At 38.5% G+C, this 17,702-nt stretch carries 17 protein-coding genes and 1 tRNA gene; 7 read left to right on the top strand and 11 right to left on the bottom strand.

Going from position 1 to position 17,702, the window contains the following annotated elements:
* Positions 1-278: 278 nt before the first annotated feature.
* The 3 genes from A7A69_RS02100 to lipA all read right to left on the bottom strand — a co-directional run bounded on the left by A7A69_RS02100 (position 279) and on the right by lipA (position 3,673).
* Positions 279-355, bottom strand: a tRNA-Val gene (locus A7A69_RS02100).
* Positions 356-373: 18 nt separating this feature from the next.
* Complete coding sequence (locus A7A69_RS02095) at positions 374-2,377, bottom strand: transglutaminase TgpA family protein (protein WP_152876107.1); 2,004 nt, start codon at positions 2,375-2,377, stop codon at positions 374-376.
* A 282-nt stretch (positions 2,378-2,659) separates the two neighbouring features.
* Positions 2,660-3,673 (bottom strand): lipoyl synthase, encoded by a 1,014-nt coding sequence (gene lipA / locus A7A69_RS02090; protein ID WP_152876185.1) that lies wholly within the window; start codon positions 3,671-3,673, stop codon positions 2,660-2,662.
* A 199-nt stretch (positions 3,674-3,872) separates the two neighbouring features.
* Between lipA and sthA the strand changes: the two genes are divergently transcribed.
* On the top strand, positions 3,873-5,288 hold the full coding sequence (sthA, locus tag A7A69_RS02085) for a Si-specific NAD(P)(+) transhydrogenase (protein WP_120369576.1): 1,416 nt from the start codon (positions 3,873-3,875) through the stop codon (positions 5,286-5,288).
* A gap of 149 nt (positions 5,289-5,437) precedes the next feature.
* Here the strand turns inward: sthA and A7A69_RS02080 are convergent, their stop codons facing one another.
* The 5 genes from A7A69_RS02080 to map all read right to left on the bottom strand — a co-directional run bounded on the left by A7A69_RS02080 (position 5,438) and on the right by map (position 10,208).
* Positions 5,438-6,394, bottom strand: a complete 957-nt coding sequence (locus A7A69_RS02080) for a TauD/TfdA dioxygenase family protein (protein WP_152876106.1) — start codon at positions 6,392-6,394, stop codon at positions 5,438-5,440.
* A 158-nt stretch (positions 6,395-6,552) separates the two neighbouring features.
* Positions 6,553-6,684 (bottom strand): hypothetical protein, encoded by a 132-nt coding sequence (locus A7A69_RS16940; protein WP_277752915.1) that lies wholly within the window; start codon positions 6,682-6,684, stop codon positions 6,553-6,555.
* Complete coding sequence (locus tag A7A69_RS02075; protein ID WP_152876105.1) at positions 6,677-7,891, bottom strand: MFS transporter; 1,215 nt, start codon at positions 7,889-7,891, stop codon at positions 6,677-6,679. The genes A7A69_RS16940 and A7A69_RS02075 overlap by 8 nt, the downstream gene beginning before the upstream one ends.
* A gap of 135 nt (positions 7,892-8,026) precedes the next feature.
* Complete coding sequence (locus A7A69_RS02070; protein WP_120369579.1) at positions 8,027-9,166, bottom strand: OmpW/AlkL family protein; 1,140 nt, start codon at positions 9,164-9,166, stop codon at positions 8,027-8,029.
* 214 nt (positions 9,167-9,380) lie between these two features.
* Positions 9,381-10,208, bottom strand: a complete 828-nt coding sequence (gene map / locus A7A69_RS02065; RefSeq protein ID WP_152876104.1) for a type I methionyl aminopeptidase — start codon at positions 10,206-10,208, stop codon at positions 9,381-9,383.
* Between the two features lie 207 nt (positions 10,209-10,415).
* Here map and rpsB point away from each other — a divergent pair, with 207 nt between their 5' ends.
* The 6 genes from rpsB (at position 10,416) to A7A69_RS02035 (ending at position 14,847) form a co-directional block, all read left to right on the top strand.
* On the top strand, positions 10,416-11,171 hold the full coding sequence (gene rpsB, locus A7A69_RS02060; protein ID WP_120369582.1) for a 30S ribosomal protein S2: 756 nt from the start codon (positions 10,416-10,418) through the stop codon (positions 11,169-11,171).
* Positions 11,172-11,308: 137 nt separating this feature from the next.
* Positions 11,309-12,184, top strand: a complete 876-nt coding sequence (tsf, locus tag A7A69_RS02055; RefSeq protein ID WP_151982379.1) for a translation elongation factor Ts — start codon at positions 11,309-11,311, stop codon at positions 12,182-12,184.
* 68 nt (positions 12,185-12,252) lie between these two features.
* Positions 12,253-12,759 carry a DUF3465 domain-containing protein gene (locus A7A69_RS02050; protein ID WP_152876103.1) on the top strand — a complete coding sequence of 169 codons (507 nt, stop codon included), beginning with the start codon at positions 12,253-12,255 and terminating at the stop codon, positions 12,757-12,759.
* A gap of 127 nt (positions 12,760-12,886) precedes the next feature.
* A complete protein-coding gene (locus tag A7A69_RS02045; RefSeq protein WP_120369585.1) occupies positions 12,887-13,714 on the top strand; it encodes an AraC family transcriptional regulator in 828 nt (275 codons plus the stop codon).
* Positions 13,715-13,813: 99 nt separating this feature from the next.
* Complete coding sequence (locus A7A69_RS02040) at positions 13,814-14,518, top strand: AzlC family ABC transporter permease (protein ID WP_152876102.1); 705 nt, start codon at positions 13,814-13,816, stop codon at positions 14,516-14,518.
* Positions 14,515-14,847 carry an AzlD domain-containing protein gene (locus A7A69_RS02035; protein ID WP_152876101.1) on the top strand — a complete coding sequence of 111 codons (333 nt, stop codon included), beginning with the start codon at positions 14,515-14,517 and terminating at the stop codon, positions 14,845-14,847. Before A7A69_RS02040 ends, A7A69_RS02035 begins: the two co-directional genes overlap by 4 nt.
* 25 nt (positions 14,848-14,872) lie before the next feature.
* On the opposite strand, the gene A7A69_RS02030 is transcribed toward A7A69_RS02035, so the two are convergent.
* The 3 genes from A7A69_RS02030 to mltB form a co-directional block, all read right to left on the bottom strand.
* Positions 14,873-15,325 (bottom strand): Mpo1 family 2-hydroxy fatty acid dioxygenase, encoded by a 453-nt coding sequence (locus tag A7A69_RS02030; protein WP_152876100.1) that lies wholly within the window; start codon positions 15,323-15,325, stop codon positions 14,873-14,875.
* Between the two features lie 438 nt (positions 15,326-15,763).
* Complete coding sequence (locus tag A7A69_RS02025; RefSeq protein ID WP_120369589.1) at positions 15,764-16,375, bottom strand: septal ring lytic transglycosylase RlpA family protein; 612 nt, start codon at positions 16,373-16,375, stop codon at positions 15,764-15,766.
* A gap of 293 nt (positions 16,376-16,668) precedes the next feature.
* Complete coding sequence (gene mltB, locus A7A69_RS02020) at positions 16,669-17,670, bottom strand: lytic murein transglycosylase B (protein ID WP_152876099.1); 1,002 nt, start codon at positions 17,668-17,670, stop codon at positions 16,669-16,671.
* Positions 17,671-17,702: the final 32 nt, after the last annotated feature.

Genomic DNA, 17,702 nt, shown 5'->3' with positions numbered 1-17,702 from the left:
CGCATAATCTCTAAATAAAACTATGCAAATGGTTAAATCTGAGTACTTTACATTTGAAGATGATTTGATAGAAATGATTACTGAATATGTTGATGATATGTGGCGCTATGCGGACATAGAACAAGTTCAAGGCATATGGACAAAAAATTGATATTGATATGGTTTTATTTATCAAGTTTAAACTCATTGAAGTATGATTTATTATTTTCCCAAATACCACCAATAAAAAAAGCCCACTTTATAAGTGGGCTTTAATGTACTGATAAATCAGTATATCTTGGTAGGCATATCCAGACTCGAACTGGAGACCTCTACGATGTCAACGTAGCGCTCTAACCAACTGAGCTATACGCCTAAGTGTGAGCAATCATATTCAGTTTTCAGTAGGATGACAAGTTTTTTCTGCATGCTTTATTTTAGATGAGCAGTCTTTAAGCAATTGATTGAATTTTATATGGTCTTCATGTGTAGATTGTTCAGAAAACATCATTTTTTCATATATTTTTATAATTTCATCAAAAGATTCTCGTTGTTGAACATGTTTCGCTAATCTAAACATCCAGCTTTTAAATGTTTCACTGCTTTGCTTTTTTAAAGCCAGTGGTAATTTTTTCTGGAAGTTCGTAATTTTGCGTTCTATCGAAGAAATCTTTTGTCTATTTTGAATCCAAAGCCAAAAAGCATATAGCATGATCAGAAAAATGATTGCTACTGCCATGATCAGTACATAAGTATAGGTAGAAGAAAGGCCTAATTTTGATAAAAAATTCTTCTGCCGATCAACATCATAGCCAACGACTTTGCTTTGCCATTGATACCCTAAATAATCTCCCCAAACTCGTATATTTCTAATCAAATTAAAATTCTGTTGTGTCCAGAAAGTACCTGCTTGCTCACCCCAAATATAATTATCTTGTTGTAAATACTGTTGCATGCCTTCATTGACCCGTCGGGGAGCAATTGCAGCAGTTGGATCGATCCTTTTCCAGTTACCATGCACGTAAACTTCTGCCCATGCATGAGCATCAAGCTGTCGAACTTCCCAACTTTGAGCATCAGGCGCAAGTTGACCACCTTGGTAGCCAATGACAACACGAGCAGGAATGTCTACGTAACGCATCAGAAGCACAAAACTGGAGGCATAATGTTCACAAAAGCCTTTCTTAGTTTCAAATAAAAATTGATCTGTACGATTTCCATTCAAAATGCCAGGAGATAAGGTATACACAAAATCTTGTTGTTGATACCACTGCAAAATATTTTTGATATATCGTTCAGGCTTTCCATCACTTTGTTGCCATAGCTGTTTTGCCAATATTTGAGTTTTGGGTTGAAGTCGAAAATCGATTCGTTGAGCTTGTTTTATTTGTTGCTGATCATGTGGATGCTCTGCATATGCTGAGCCAACCCAGCTTAAAGAAATAGGCTGATTGCGTTGAACCATTCGTTTTGCTTTCACACTACCATCTGCATAAATTTGATAGTTTGATTCAGTAGGAATGGAATGTTCCAGTGACATGATCCATGTCTGTTGAGGATCAGCTGACAAATATTGATAATTTACTGCTTTTAAGTGTTCGATATCATAATGAACAGGCTTTTGATTAATAAGATTACTCGTCCAAATTGCGCCGTCGTAGTCATCGAGCACCATCGCTCGCCAATACATATTTTGTCGTTGTGGAAGTTGCTTGACATCACCAATCACTCGGAAAGCTAAAGCAGAAGATTGTGATAATTGAGCGATATCACCTGGCGACATACGATCACTCATTCCTGTTACAGCTTGACCAGATGCTATAGGAACTCGCCAAAGTGGGGGGAGGCGTGGGAAGAAAATAAAGAGCACAATACAAAAAGGAATTGCGATGGTTAAAAATTTTGTCACATGTTTTAAATCACTTTTTATTGATACTTTTTTATTGTGTTGCGATAAAAATTTTGTGGTCTGAATCCGATATAAGCCTATAAAACAAAAAATTAAGCAAAAAAGTACTGCACATGTCATTACAAAAGACTGACTATGTAAAAATAAACTCGCGCTAACAAACAATCCAAAGTTAAAAGAAATTAATAAATCTCTAATATTTTTACTTTCCAAACACTTTGCAAATAAGCAAGTGCTGAGCAATCCAACACCCGCTTCTACACCCCAAAAACTTTTAAACTTTATATAAATGGCAGCAAGACAGCTTAAGACAAATACCACTAATAAGCTTTTAGAGATTGGCGTAATTTTACCTTTTGAATAACGCCAAATGATGACGATGAGCATGATGCCCCATACACTGAGCAAAGTGAAGGGCATATATGGTAATTGCGCGATAAAAATGAGGACAAGTAATGGAATCAGACAAAAATAAAGAATAGATGTCATGACGTTAGAGCTTGAGATATAGAGTTAAACCACATTTTTAATTGACTCTTTTGCCGTAATTTCACTATAGCATTTCAGAGAAATATTTAAACAGCAAGAGCAGTAAACTACTGTAAAGCATGAGAGTTAAATATAAAAAATATATTGGTTATTTGCTTAAAAGATGATGACAGATCAATAGTTTTGACCTTTTAGAGAACGATTTTATTTTTGAGTATTGGAAAAGATCAGAAATAAAAAAACCTCTCAGTGGAGAGAGGTTTTAATAGAGAGATCGATTTATTACGCTTCGATTGTCTGAACTGTAATTTTTTTAGCAGGATCCACTTTACGACGAACTGCTGGTACAGGTTCACCATGATATTGACGATCTGCAAAGTAACTTGAACGTACCATTGGTGCAGACCAGATATTTCTAAAGCCGAGTTTGCGACCATGCTCTGCATAGCGTTCAAATTCTTCAGGACTCACAAAACGGTCAATTGGCGCATGTTGTTTAGAAGGCTGTAAATATTGACCAATGGTGACATAGTCAACATCATGTTCGCGTAGATCATTCAATAAAGAAATCACTTCTTCTTCAGTTTCACCAATACCCACCATCAAGCCACATTTAGTTGGAATGTCAGGACAATATTCCTTAAACATTTTAAGCAGGTTTAAAGAATGCTGATAATCTGAACCAGGACGCATGGCTTTATAAAGACGCGGTACAGTTTCAATATTATGGTTAAACACATCTGGTGGGCATTCGGTCATAATGCGTAGCGCAATGTCCATACGTCCACGAAAATCAGGGACTAAAATTTCTAATAATGTATTTGGACTTAAAGCACGTGCTTCTTTAATGCAATCTACAAAATGTTGTGCGCCACCATCGCGTAGATCATCACGGTCAACAGAGGTAATGACCGCATATTTCAATTTTAAGTTCGAAATTGTTTCTGCCATATGGCGCGGTTCATCAGCATCTAATGCATTTGGACGACCATGTGCAACATCACAAAATGGACAACGACGAGTACAGATATCGCCCATAATCATAAAAGTTGCTGTACCGCCACCAAAACATTCTGGTAAGTTTGGGCAGGCGGCTTCTTCGCAGACCGTATGTAGTTTTTGCGCACGAAGCGTGGTTTTAATACGTTGCACTTCTTCAGGCGCGGTCATTTTTACGCGGATCCAGTCAGGCTTACGCGGGACTTCAACCGTAGGAATAACTTTTACAGGAATTCGAGCAACTTTTTCTGCGCCACGCAGCTTTACGCCCTGTTCTGGTTTACGGTTTTCAGACATAGTCAACTGTTCCACTGTTATTCGAGAGGATTTCATTTGACTATTATAACGGACTTAGCTGTAAATTGGGCAAATTCACTATTCATTTAAAAAATGTCGTCATTCAAAGATATTGGCTTGAGAAATACATTATTCACCAGCATATTAGCTGTACTTTGTTATAAAATAGCAGCATTGTTGGATTGGACAGGAGCTTTAAATGCCACGTAAGAAAGAGGTCATTAGTGGGAATTTCGTTAGATATGATGCGGTAGTTCTCGGTTCAGGACCTGCGGGTGAAGGCGCGGCAATGAAGCTTGCAAAAGCGGGTAAGCGCGTTGCAATTGTGGATATTCGTGAGCAACTTGGCGGCAACTGTACTCACGTTGGAACGATTCCAAGTAAGGCACTTCGTCAAACTGTTTCAAGTATCATCCGTTATCAACGTGATCCAATGTTTCAAAAAGTCGGTGAATGGAAAAAATTCACCATGAAACAGGTGTTAAGTAATGCGCACCGAGTGATACAACAACAAGTTGCAACACATACACGATTCTACGATCGCAATAATATCGATGTGTTTCACGGTCGTGCGTACATTCAAGATAGTAACACGGTCATCGTTTTTAACCCTGAAGGGGTCAAGGAAACGATTGTATTTGAACAATTAGTCATTGCAACAGGGAGTCGTCCGTATCAGCCACAGGGCTTAGATTTTAAGCATCCACGTGTTTTTGATTCGGATAAAATTCTCGATCTGGATTTCACTATTCATAAAATTATTATTTATGGTGCAGGGGTGATTGGCTGTGAATACGCTTCTATTTTTATTGGTTTAAATCACAAAGTCGATTTAATTAATACACAGCACAAACTACTCAGTTATTTGGATGATGAAATTGCAGATGCATTGTCTTATCACTTGCGCGAACAAGGGGTATTAATTCGTCATAATGAACAAATTGATCATTTGGAAACACACGATGATTATGTTGTTCTGCATCTACAAAGTGGCAAGAAAATCAAAGCCGATGCAATTCTCTGGTGTAATGGTCGTTCTGGCAACACAGATGGTTTGGGGCTTGAAAACGTGGGTGTGACCCCGAACAGTCGCGGTCAGCTTGCAGTAAATGAAAAATATCAGACCGAAGCTGAAAATATTTATGCAGCGGGTGATGTTGTAGGTTGGCCTTCGCTAGCTTCTGCGGCGTATGACCAAGGTCGTTGTGCGGGTGCCAATATGAGTGGCGAGGAAAACGTAAAACCTGTAACCGATATTCCGACAGGGATTTACACCATTCCAGAAATTTCATGTTTTGGTAAAACTGAGCAACAGTTGACTGAAGAAAAAATTCCTTATGAAGTCGGTCAATCATCGTTCCGTCATTTGGCACGTGCGCAAATCACGGGTGATACGGTAGGTGAGCTTAAAATTTTATTCCATCGCGATACTTTGGAAATTTTGGGTATTCACTGTTTTGGCAATAATGCTTCTGAAATTATTCACATTGGGCAGGCCGTCATGCAAAGTCCAAATAATTCGATGAAGTATTTTATGGAAACTACATTTAACTATCCAACGATGGCAGAAGCATATCGTGTGGCTGCGTTAAATGGTTTAAATCGTCTGTTCTAAGATCGAATATTTAGAAAATATTAGTATGAATAAAATTAAGCCCGTCACTTGACGGGCTTTTTTGCGATGACCTCTGATTCTTTTTGTTTTGTTTTTCTTTTTATTAAAGCAGACAAATTTGATCGTTTTATGACAATTTAGATTTTTTATTAAAAGGGGCGACTGCCTGCCAAGCTAATTCTTTTTAACAAACGTCTTTGATCGGATGGAAAGGGTTCTCTGGCATGCAAAGTTACTTGATTGTCCCAAAAGACAATATCGCCAGTTTCCCATTGATGTTGATAGCGAAACTCAGGTTTTTCCAGATGTTGACGTAATTCTGCAATTAATTTTGCACCTGCCTGATCATCATAATTGACCAATTCAACTTCACTTTTGCTATTCAGCCATAGTGCTTTACGTCCAGTCTCTGGATGGGTGCGTACCAATGGGTGAGGATAGGCATGTCCTAAAATGGGTTGATCCTTGAAACGATACAAAGGACTATTGCTATAATTGCCTGAGCCTTTATTGCTTTGCGCACGAACAAAAGGATTATAAGTAATCAGTTGTAATTGATCGATATGAGCTTGGGTTACTTTATCCAAAGCATCATAAGCAGCAATGGTATTGAACCATGAAGTTTTTCCACCATCTTGAGGTAGTTCAATCGCATAAAGTAAAGAGCCAAACGAGGGAAGTGGTGTCCACTGATGATCGGCATGTGGGGCAAGTTCGCCGTGACCAGTATAATCACCCTGACCAACTGCATTGGAAACTGGAACAACATCGGGTGGAACACCTGTTTCTAAGTCATAGCCTAGCACTGGGTTATCTTTACTCGGGCGGAAAATTGAACCGAAATAGCTTGCAAAAGCCAAAAATTGTAAATCATCTAGGCTTTGATCCTTAAAAATAAGAATCAAATGTTCTGCCAATGCACGTTTAAGTTTAAAAATAGTCTCACCAGATTGAGCCTTGCTTGCATCAAGCCCTGTCACTACTGCGCCAAGCGCTTGGTCTTTCTGAGCCACAATTTGAATTTCATGTGTATGCTGAAAATATTCTGGCTGATGCCAACGTGGTGCATCATGAATGGCTTGCGAGAGTTGCGTTAAGCTGCTCATCTAATATCGCTCTAATCATTTGGGAATCATCCAAGCATAGAAAAGACGCGCAACATATTAAAATGAGAAAAAATGAAAAGCTTATGATGGATTGTTTTTTTGATCTATCCATTTGTTTTATATATTTTTAAATGTTTATGATAAACAAATATCCGATTTTAATGAGGACAAAATGCCTGATTGAAATAACGAAAAAGTTCAGGTGTTTTTGACCATATATAAATTGCCATCACCAGAGCAGTCAGTACAAAGAAAGCAACCAGATATTTAAGTGAATTTAGACTAATCATCGATCACACTCTCCTCAGTGACAAAGAAGTGTACGCATACGCCTACTATACTCAATGCAATTGAAATCATCCAGATTGCATTGTAGTTTCCTGTCATATCGTGATTGAGTCCGCCCAGATAGCCACCAAAAAATGAACCGACCTGATGAGTGAAAAATACAATACCACTGAGCATCGACAAGTATTGAACACCAAACATATTGGCAACAATACCGTTGGTTAAAGGTACGGTGGATAACCAGAGTAGGCCCATTACAATACCAAAAGCATAAACGGTGATATTGGAAAGTGGGATTAACAGAAAAGAGATAATAGCGATGCCGCGTAAGCCATACAGAAGCATTAATAATTTAGGTTTTGAATAACGATCGCCGAGCCAGCCAGCGCCATAAGTCCCAAAAATATTAAAAAGCCCAACCAAAGCCAAAAAGATAGTTCCTGTTGTTGCATCGAAACCATGATCAATCAAATAACCCGGTAAATGTACACCTAAAAATACGACTTGAAAGCCACAGACTAAAAATCCCAACGCTAACCACCAAAAAGGTTTATGGTTTCTGGCAAGCGTTAAAATTTCTTTAAATGTTTTATTCGGTTGAACAGCATTTAAGCTAGGTGCTCGATAAGCAGGGGCATTAAGTGTCAATGCGAGCGGTATAATCAATGCAATTAGAATGGCGCTAATAATTAAAGTTGCCGACCAGCCAAAATGTTGTAATAACAATAGGGTGGTTGGAAGCATAATGAATTGACCGAAAGAACCTGCGGCACTTGCGATTCCCATCGCCATACTGCGTTTTTCTGGAGCGGCCGCTCGTCCAACGGCAGAAAGAAGAACAGAAAAAGAGGTTGCGGAGAGCGCCATTCCTAAAATCAGTCCTAAGCTGAGATTAAGTAATAATCCAGTCGAACTAAAAGCCATCAATAATAAGCCCAGCGTATAAAGAACCCCGCCACAAGCGACTACTTTTTTGCTACCGTATTTATCTGCCAGTGCACCTGTAAAAGGCTGAACTGCACCCCAAATTAAATTTTGCATAGCAATCGCAAGGCTAAAGACTTGATGACTCCAGCCAAATTCATGACTCATGGGAACTAAATACAAACCAAAAGCATGTTTTGTTCCTAGCGAGAGCGCCAAAATACATGCACTTCCGATGAGCATATAAATCATAGTTTTAGAAAATGCATTGCTAGCGTTAGACATACTTATCTAATAAAAATAAAGGGTTGGCGTTATTGTAGATCATGGATCGAAAAAAATCGATATGAGGAGTGCGTTATTTGAAAAGTGGACTGATAAAAAAAGCAGCCGAAGCTGCTTTGAATAAGGGAAGATTGATTAAAAACGATAACCGACACCCAGATAAGTAATCACAGGGTCGATATCAATCTTGGTTTTGGCATTCACTAATTCTTTACCTGTATTATTGTCTGTTACTGTGATTTTAGCTTCATTATTCATTTTCGAATAAGACACAGAACCGACAGCAAACCAGTTTTCATTAAAGTCATAAGTTGCTCCAACTGTAGCAATCGGGGCAAAGGTATCGGTTGCTTTCACTTTTACTCGAGGATCAGCCGAAGAGGTTTTACCATCCAATGCTGCACCAGCTTTGCCATCTAATACATTTTGTACCATATGTCCTGCTTTAATTAAATCTGATTCAATTCCCGAGTTGAGTTTTACATCGTTAAAATAAGCATACATCACACCAACACCGACATAAGGACGAAATTTATTCACGCCTGATTTTCCAAATTGATAATGAATTTCAGCAGCAGGTAGCCATGCTCTTGCTGATGCAGCTTTACTTCCTTGAGTTAAATCCGTAATTGGAATTTTAGTATCGAGTGGAATATCACCAATTCCATTAATCAGAACATTGGCAAGATCACCAAGAATTGGCGGACCATCCAGTTTACCTTCAGGTGTTGCAACTCCAACAACTGGCGCGCTGATTTGTCCTTTGCCTTTTATATCAACTTTGGGTGGAATGCCAGCTTTGATTTCAAGTGATACATTATCGGTAAAGTTGTAATTAAACATCATACCAACAGTATCAACATCATCTGCTTCCAAACCAGTATTTGGATTGTCCCAACTCTCAAGGCTATTAATTTGTGCCTTACCGCTCATATCTGCGGTTAAAGTACCATTTTTGATAAGACCAAGTGTTTCTCCAAGTTTTGCGACACCCAGTAATTTATCTTTGGCTTTATTACCAGCTTCAGTATCTGCGATTGCGCCAGTTACAGTATCAAGTTGCACATCACCTACAGCATAGGTTCCACTTTTGGCACTGGTATTAACATTCACATTGTTGGCTTTTCCTTGCGGCATAGCATGTAACCAACCAATTGAGGCAGAAAAACGCTTAAAGCCATCGCCATCCTTAAAACTAAAATAAGGTGAATCGGCATAAGATAAAGTGGGCAGTACAATAAGACTCGTCGCTATTCCTAGCAAAGACTTTTTCATGAGGGGACTCCATGTCCAATTTACGTTTGTAGATAATTTTTATGCGCCCACCATAACGTTTTTTTATTTTTTACAATGTTCAAAAAAAATTAATAAATGTAATGAAAATGAAATACTAGGTATGTTTTTTGAAAATATGGATAATAAATACTGTAAAAATACACAAAAAAGGCCACAAAAATGTAGCCTTTATGAAGAAAAGATGAGGATTTAACTATTTTTGAAAACGTGATAAGTCTTCTTCTGGACGTGCAGTCAGCACTTCAAGACCAGTTTCAGTCACCAAAATCGTATGTTCGTATTGTGCAGATAATTTATGATCTTTAGTGACAACTGTCCATTTATCGCCTAAAAGTTTCGTTTGCCATACACCAGCATTGACCATAGGCTCAATGGTAAAGGTCATACCTGCTTCAAGTTGCATCCCTGTACCTTTTTGACCATAGTGCAAGACTTGTGGTTCATCATGAAACACAGTTCCAATGCCATGTCCACAATATTCACGTACGACGCTAAAACGTTCTGATTCCACATATTTTTGGATGGCATAGCCAATATCACCAATATAAGAGCCTGCTTTTACAGTTTCCATACCGCGATACATGGCTTCTTGAGCGACTTTACATAGGCGATTTGCCAAAATAGTGGTTTCACCACCCACGACATACATCATATTGGTATCGCCGTGATAACCATCTTTAATTACAGTTACATCAATATTTAAAATATCGCCATGTTTTAACACTTTGTTTTCGGAGGGAATACCGTGACAAACCACATGGTTGACCGAGGTGCAAATGACATGCTGAAAGGCAGGGCGCCCTGGTGCTGCCCCATAACCCAAACATGCTGGAATTGCCTGTTGAACATGGATGATATAATCATGACAAATGGTGTCCAGTTCAAGCGTGGTTACACCTGGCACAATATGCGGCTTAATCATGTCCAACACTTCAGCCGCCAGTTTGCCTGCAATGCGCATTTTTTCAAGTTCATCAGGAGTTTTAATTAATCGGCGAGGGGCTGTATAAGTACTATTCATGATCTCTAAAAACTTTTGGTAATTTGTAGGTGTCTATGGTATAAATAGCCGCCCATTTTATCAAATGCTTTTCGTGAATATCCTTTACGAACAAATTTGATGTAATGGAAAAATCCGCACATATGTCGTCACGTTACTCTGGGTGCCTTTTATAAGGTGGAGAATGCTGGACATATGGAGGCCTAACCCAACTTAAGGTAAAGAAAAATGGCAGATTACAACGTAAGCATGCGTGACCTTCTACAAGCAGGCGCGCACTTTGGTCACCAAACTCGTTTCTGGAACCCAAAAATGCGTCAATACATTTTTGGCGCGCGTAACAAAATTCACATCATCAACCTTGAGCACACTGTTCCTGCGTTAAATGATGCTTTGAACTTCGCTAACCAGTTAGCAAGCAAAAAGAACAAAGTTTTGTTCGTTGGTACAAAACGTGCTGCTTCAAACATCATCCGTGAACAAGCTCAACGCGCTGGTCAACCATATGTAGATCACCGTTGGTTAGGTGGTATGTTGACGAACTGGAAAACACTTCGCCAATCTATCAATCGTTTAAAAGACCTTCAAACTCAATCTCAAGACGGTACTTTCGCTAAGCTGACTAAGCGTGAAGCGTTAGAGCGTACTCGTGAGATGGATAAACTTGAGCGTTCTTTAGGCGGTGTTAAGAACATGGGTGGTTTACCTGACGCATTATTTGTAATTGACGTTGACCACGAAGCAATTGCGATTAAAGAAGCTAAAAACTTAGGTATTCCTGTTATCGGTATCGTTGATACAAACTCAAACCCAGACAATGTTGATTACATCATTCCTGGTAACGACGATGCGATCCGTGCAGTTACTTTGTATGCTTCTGCTATGGCAAATGCAATTCTTGCTGGTAAAGAATACGCTCAAACTCAAGCGAATGCACAAGCAAAAGGCGAAGAAGCTGCTAAAGAATCGGCTCCTGAGGCTTAATGCGTTTTGACGCAGGCTTGTCATTTTTGCGACATGTAATGGTGGCAAATTAAAGCGTCGAAAAGCAAACGGCCCGGGTTTTACTTTGGGCCGTTTTTGTTGAACAGATTTATTTTCTACCGATTTAGGAGAACAACATGACTGCAATTACTGCAAGCATGGTAAAAGAATTACGTGACCGTACTGGTTTGGCGATGATGGAATGCAAAAAAGCATTAACAGAAGCGAACGGTGATATTGAGCTTGCGATCGACAACCTTCGTAAATCTGGTCAAGCAAAAGCTGCTAAAAAAGCAGGTAACATTGCGGCTGATGGCGCGATCACAATCGTTCAAGACGGTAACAAAGCAGTATTGCTTGAAGTAAACTGCCAAACCGACTTCGTTGCAAAAGACGAAAACTTCGCAAATTTCTCTAATGCCGTTGCTCAAGCGGTTTTGGCTTCAGGTGAAATTGATCCAGCTAAAATTGCAGAATTAAAATTAGCTGATGGCCAAACTGTTGAAGAAGCTCGTATTGCGCTTGTTCAAAAAATTGGTGAAAACATTCAAGTACGCCGTGCGAAAATCGTTGATGGTCAAGCACTTGCTGTTTACAAACACGGTCTTCGTATTGGTGTTGTTGTATCTTATGCGGGTGATGCTGAAACTGGTAAAGGTATTGCAATGCACGTTGCTGCGTTCAATCCAGTTGCTGTTAATGCTGAAGCAGTTTCTGCTGATCTTATCGCAAAAGAGAAAGAAATTGCTGAAGCAAAAGCAATTGAATCTGGTAAGCCTGCAAATATCGTTGAAAAAATGGTATCTGGTTCAGTTGAAAAATTCCTGAACGAAGTTGCACTTGACCGTCAAATGTACGTCATCGACAATGACAAGAAAGTTGCTGATGTATTAAAAGCAACTGGTACAAATGTTGTTGAGTTTGTACGTTTCGAAGTGGGTGAAGGGATTGAGAAAAAAGCAGAAATGAGCTTCGCTGAAGAAGTTGCTGCTGCTCAAGCCGCTGCAAAATAATTTATTTTGCGAAGAAAAGCCCCGTTCGGGGCTTTTTTTATGTCTATCTCAAAATGCTGGAAATAAAAATGAATAAAAAACTAGGTTATTTCATGATCGCTTTAATTGCATTTGTGGCAGGTTATTATACGTATTCAACTCAAAATCCAAATTCACAGTTAAAAACTGACCGTGTTGGTCATGAAATGCAAAATCAGATTGCACTAGGTGAAAGTCATACGGATTTAACTCAAGCACAAAATGGTTTGCAAGCGATTACAAATGCATATGCGCAACATCAAAGTAATATTCAGGTACAGACGAGCGGAAAAGTTAAAGTGGTGCTGCCTGATGATAATGACGGCTCTCGTCATCAAAAGTTTATTCTGGCTCTGGGAAATGGCTTAACTGTTTTAGTCGCTCATAATATTGATTTAGCACCTCGCATTGAGCATTTAAAAAAAGGCGATACGGTCGAGTTTAATGGCGAATATGAATATAGCCCGAAAGGTGGCGTAATACATTGGACACATCGTGATCCTAAAGGTTTTCATGAAAATGGTTGGTTAAAACATAATGGTCAAATTTATCAATAAAAATAATAAGACGACGTTGAGCCTAAATATTTTAGCTACTCGATATTCATTTGATGAACAGCAATTTTATTCTAGACAGCCATCATTTACATGATAAGGTTTCATGTAGATATGGATGAGGCAGGATATGTACCAAGAGCAAGCCAACTATTTACATTTACGTGAATTGGGTGGCTTAGAGTTATTAAAAGCACAGTATCACCAGACGCAATTTTCAAAACATGTGCATGAAGGCTATTGTATTGGTGTGATTGAAGATGGCGCACAGTCTTTTTTTAGGACGGGTGAGCTTCATATTGCACCTAAAGGCGATATTATTTTAGTCAATGCCGATGAAATTCATACGGGTTCCTCTGCTGTAGAATCGGGTTGGCGTTATCGTGCGATTTATCCAACACCAGAAATGTTGTCTGAATTAGGAAAGGGGAGCTTTGTAAATCGACATGGAGCGCCATGGTTTCCCAAAGCGGTTGTGCGTGATGAAGGGCTTGCACAGCAATTATGCTTATTGTTCGATTTGCTTGAGCAAAAAGATAATTTTTTACTTAAAGAAAGTATGTATTTATCCACATTAACTTATCTCATGTCACGTCACGGGCAATCTCAGTGTGACTTGGTTCAATTACCAGAAGCTCAGAAAAAAGTTTTAATGATTAAAGAGTTATTGGCAAGCTCTCCTGAAAATAATTATAGTTTAACTGAGTTAGCAAATCTGGCAGGTTTGAGCGCATGGCATTTTTTGCGTCAATTTAAAAAATATGTAGGACTTCCGCCACATGGTTGGCTGGTACAGGTACGTTTGCATAAAGCCCGCCAGATGCTTAAAAATGAGCATTCGATTGCTACAGTTGCTTTAATGTGTGGCTTTTCTGATCAGAGTCATTTTAATCGACATTTTAAAAAAGCAATGGGGGTAACGCCTGCACAATATATTTCCAATCTGGCTAAGTCCTAGACTGCCATAAATACAGCAATTTTGTGCAAGGCAAAGATTTAAAAATAGTGAATAATTTCTGTTTATTCACATTGGAATATCAATTTGGATGAGCGCTTGATGTCTTTTTCCGATTCTTCATCTTTTAGAAAGCGCCCTTTTTTTCAGGGTGTTATGGCAATTATGCCTTTGTCGATTGCTGTAATCCCGTGGGGAATTTTAGCGGGTTCAATGGCTGTCAATGCGGGTTTATCTTTTGCTAAAGCTTTTGCGATGTCTTCGTTGGTGTTTGCTGGTGCAGCGCAGTTAGTCAGTTTAAGTTTAGTTATGGAAGGTGCATCTACACTGACAATTTTAATTACGATATTTTTTCTAACTTCACAGCATTTTATTTATGCTTTGACCTTTAGAAATAATATTTCGGTGTTACCCATTAGACAGCGACTTCCTCTTGGTTTTTTACTAACCGATGAACTATTTGCAGTCAGTTTATCCCCTGAAAAACGTCATCCAGATTATATGCTAGGTGCGGGATTGTGCTTTTATCTATTTTGGGTGGTGTTTAGTGTTGTTGGAATTTTATTGGCACATATGGTTCCAAATTTAATGAACTATCATCTAGATTTTTCAATTGTTGCAATTTTTATTGCAATGGTTGTTCCTTTAATTAAAAACTTTCGGGTTGTTTTGGCTGTATTGGTGACTTGTATAAGCGGCTTTATTTTACGGTTTTATCATGTTGAGGGTGCAATATTAATTTCTGGCCTACTTGGGATGGTGACTGCTGTTTATTTGGAGCGTTTTGCTCAGGAGGGCGATGCATGACGTGGCTGATGATCTGTGCCTTAGCGGCGATTGTATTTTTTAATCGTTACGTTTTTTTATCGCCAAATGTCAATATTCGATTACCTGCTTTTATTGAGCGGATGTTGAAATATTCTGCACCATGTTTGTTAACTGCGATTTGTCTCCCTATTGTATTTTTTGATGGAGATCAAATCAGGTTTCTTCCCACAAATGCATATCTTTATGCGGCGATACTATGTGTCATTTTGGCATATTTTCATGTCAAAATTATCTATAACGTCGTGATCAGCTTGTTATTCTTTTACAGTATAAACTTTGTGTTAAATAGTTTGTGGGCTTTAGGCTAAAATAGCCTAAAGCTTTGGGTTAAATTTATGGAGTAGATAACTGTAACTGACGGCTTTTCCAGCTTGGAAATACTTTTGCCAGATAGGCATCCATACACCACACTGGGCCAATTAATAAAAATTGGAGGTCTTTAAAGAATGAGGGTTTTTTACCTTCGACTTTGTGACCATAAAATTGTCCAATCCAAGCAACTATAAATACACCAATATAAAAACCAACGCCTACGGGTAGTATATAAATTAACCATGCCATGATTGCAATGAGTGCCGTCATTGCAACAGCAAGTACCAAATCGAGTCGAGCATAGAAAACAAGTGTGAGAATCAGTAATAGTGCAGTCAGCAAGGCACTAAAATGAGCAATAATGCCAATAATCGAAAAAAGTATGGTGGGAACACAAACCCAATGAATAGCTTTATTGGTTTTATTTTGATGACTATCGCTATATTCATCAAACCATTCTTTTATTGTTTTCATAATGCACTCCATGCATGTTAAAAACCGTCCTGATTTTGACTATAGACCAGAATTTTAAGTGCGTCAAAACCCAAATTGAATGAACCAGTCATCTTGCGATGTGGAGTAGTAAAAAACTGCAAATTTTAGGTAAATTTTAATTTATGTAAAATAACTAAAAATATTTAGCGTTTTTACTGCTTTAAAACGCATATAAGCATGGTTTTTGACAAAAATAATACTAGGGTAGCTTTTTTGAAACTAAATCGCTCTAATCGCAAATGGTGAAGAAATAGCAGAATTGAAGCTAATATCAAAAAAATACGTCTAAAAAAAACCAGAATTTAGGATTGTGGAGAGACTAAAATCAAATTTTTTAGAGTGAAAAAACGCTATAGAAAAATAAAAAAGAGCTACATGACGTAGCCCTAATAAAGCAGTGAATAGGAGTTCTAAAGATTAAGAATTTGGACCATCAACACGCTCAATGCTTACTTTCGCAGTACCCGCATTGGTGATACCAATACGTTTTGCTGCGCCATAAGACAAATCAAGAACACGATTACCGTGGAAAGGACCGCGATCGTTAACTTTAACCACGACACTTTTACCGTTGTCTTTATTGGTCACTCGAATATAACAGTTCAACGGCAAGCTACGATGAGCAGCAGTTAACTCATTCATATCGAATGTATCGCCACTGGCTGTTTTACGGCCATGAAACTGACGACCATACCAAGATGCAACACCTGTTTGTGTAAATTTACGAACAGTGTTTGATGCAACAGTATTTAATTTTTCAATCACTGAAGGCTCATCTTCAGGAACTTCAATTTTTGCAGCAATAGTTTGACGACGGATTTTGTCACCAGAACTTTCGGTGATTGAAAGACTATTCAAATTTGAAAAATGTGAATTAAAACTTTGAGACTGTTTGTTTAGCACACGTGCTGCAAGACTAGAACTTTCAGTATCATTTGAAAGTGAGCTTGCTGGCATCATTTCAGCCTGTGACTGCGTAACTGCCAGTCCGACTGTGAGCGCTAAGACGTATTTTAGCGAAAACTGCATTACTTAAACTCCTACAGACACGAAAACGCTTTTTAATTCAGGCGGATTCCTAAAAATTAAAGCGAAAAGTGTCTAAATTATTCACTTTTGCAATTGCTTTATGGTGGAGGATAATATTCAGGCCCTGATCATAGTGTCTAGTCTTTGTGAGGAAAAAGTTACAAAAAGGACAAAAACTCACAAAAATAGATTAATAAATAATCAATATTGTAACAAATTATTTAAAAAGCTGTTTTTGTGAGCAATTGCTCATATTTTTTTATTGACTTTTGTGTTTTATTTAAAATTTAGTGTTAACGACTTGCAACTTCTGTCCCCAATAACCATACCGCAGTCGCATACATTCTACTTCTATTATAGGTGGTAATGACTTGAAAATTAGGGTAGGTAATATAATACATAGGCCCATAATTTTCTTGAAGTTGTATGACGTTTACTAGATCGAGATTATCGATTTTAATAATCGGATTAAGCGGTGTAATCCCCTGACTTTTTAAAGTGCCATAAGGAACAGGTTGGGTGAGATCCTTCGCGATCACACTGTCGGGATTCGATCCCGTATATCGAGCAGCAAATCCGATTGGTCGGTTACGTTGCCAGCCATTTTGAGCCAGATAATTTGCAATAGACGCGATGGCATCTTCTGCTGAGTTTCTTAAATCGATGTGTCCACTACCATCGTAATCGACACCGTACTTGGTAATATTACTCGGCATAAATTGTGGATAGCCAATAGCGCCAGCATAGGAACCTACAATACTATTTGTTGGATAGCCTTCTTTATATGTCCATGCAATGAGCGAACTTAGTTCGTCGCTAAAGTAATCCGCACGACGTGGGTAACCAAACGCAAGCGTCGCTAATGCATCACGAGTAATAAATGAGCCTTTATTGGCACCATAGCCTGTCTCGACGCCTAAAATACCCAAAATAACAGATTGCGGTACACCAAATTGTTGTTCAGCGCGATTGAGGACATCTGCATATTGGTTTTTAAAACGTACTCCGCGCTGGATAGTTCCTTCGCTTAGAAACATTGCTTTATAGTCATACCACGGTTTGCTTTCACCAGGGCGGGTCATAATGGTTAAAATATTAGGTAAGTTGCGCGCGCCATTCATTGCACTATCAATTTGTTCAGCACTTAAACCATATTTGGACATGGTTTTTTGTTTAAATGCTGCGTAATTTGAATCATTGATAAATTCGTTGGCTTGAATGCAAGTCGCTGCGGCAATGAGACCGCTAAAAAGACAAAGTTGTTTCAGTGGTTTTTGCAATACCAGTTTCAACATGATTTAAAGTTTTCCTAATTATAAATGTACCC

The sequence above is a fragment of the Acinetobacter guerrae genome (genome assembly GCF_009372255.1).
In the GTDB taxonomy this organism is placed as follows: Bacteria; Pseudomonadota; Gammaproteobacteria; order Pseudomonadales; family Moraxellaceae; genus Acinetobacter; species Acinetobacter guerrae.
The sequence above is the reverse complement of the archived record's forward strand: the minus strand, read 5'-3'. Positions and strand labels throughout refer to the sequence as shown.